This is a genomic window from Pseudanabaena sp. 'Roaring Creek' (assembly GCF_001402795.1).
Classification (GTDB): domain Bacteria; phylum Cyanobacteriota; class Cyanobacteriia; order Pseudanabaenales; family Pseudanabaenaceae; genus Pseudanabaena.
In genome coordinates, this window is record NZ_LIRE01000502.1 from 1 (window position 1) to 1,075 (window position 1,075).

General features: G+C 46.0%; 1 protein-coding gene. It reads left to right on the forward strand.

What is annotated here, in order from left to right:
* The first annotated feature begins 141 nt into the window (after positions 1–141).
* Positions 142–828, forward strand: a complete 687-nt coding sequence (locus tag AC805_RS15635) for a YggS family pyridoxal phosphate-dependent enzyme (RefSeq protein ID WP_055076282.1) — start codon at positions 142–144, stop codon at positions 826–828.
* The last annotated feature ends 247 nt before the right edge of the window (positions 829–1,075 follow it).

Sequence of the window (1,075 nt, forward strand, 5' to 3'; positions counted from 1 at the left end):
CTACTTATCCCAATTCACGAAAGTGTGCCAACACTTTTGTGAATTAAAAATCAAACCCAGTAAGGGTTTTCCAAGCTGAAAATGGCGTAGCCATTTTCAGCTTGGATATTACTTAGTTGATACTTAGCACTGGTCTATTTCATGTCTGAAGTTAATCCTGAGGCGATCCCCACCATCAGCGATCGCCTAAACCAAATCCGCACCCATCTCCCCCCGCAGGTAAAACTAGTTGCAGTCAGCAAATATACATCGATCGCAGCAATTCGTGCAGCCTACGATGCGGGAGTGCGCGATTTTGGCGAATCGCGGGTGCAAGATGCCAAAATCAAGCAAACTGAATTAGCGGACTTAACCGATATCACTTGGCATATGATCGGCTCTTTGCAAAGTAATAAAGCAAGAGCGGCGATCGCTCAATTTGATTGGATTCATTCCCTCGATCGCTTGAGTCTTGCCGAGCAATGCGATCGTCTCATCCCCGAACTGGGTAAATCCCCCAAACTCCTATTACAGGTCAAGCTAGCGGACGATCCCCATAAATCAGGCTGGTCGGAAGCAGAACTGCTAGCTGATTTACCGCAGTTAGCCCAATTAAAACATCTCAATATCGTGGGACTGATGACGATCTTGCCCCTCGGTTTAGATGAATCACAATCCCATACAGTCTTCAACCATGCCCGAGAGTTGGCAGCCAAGCTGCGCTCCCTAGGTTGGGAAAATATTCGCGAACTTTCGATGGGAATGTCTGCGGACTATGCGATCGCCATCAAAGCTGGCACAACGATGGTGCGAATTGGCAATCAAATTTTTTCAGGCTACCACGCCTAATGCAGTAAGGGTTTTCAAAGCTCAAAATGGCTAAGGCCATTTTGAGCTTTGAAAACCCTTAGGCTCTTGCGGATAAAAAATGTCCCACCAAAGTTATCTAGCTTCGACTACGCTCAGCTAACGTTGGCTGAGCGTAGTCGAAGCCACAGGTACTTTAATTAATAGCAAGTCCCTTACTGGGTTTAGTTTCTAATTCACAAAAGTGTTATCACACTTTCGTTGGTATAGCTATCGCCAAGTCTAATAG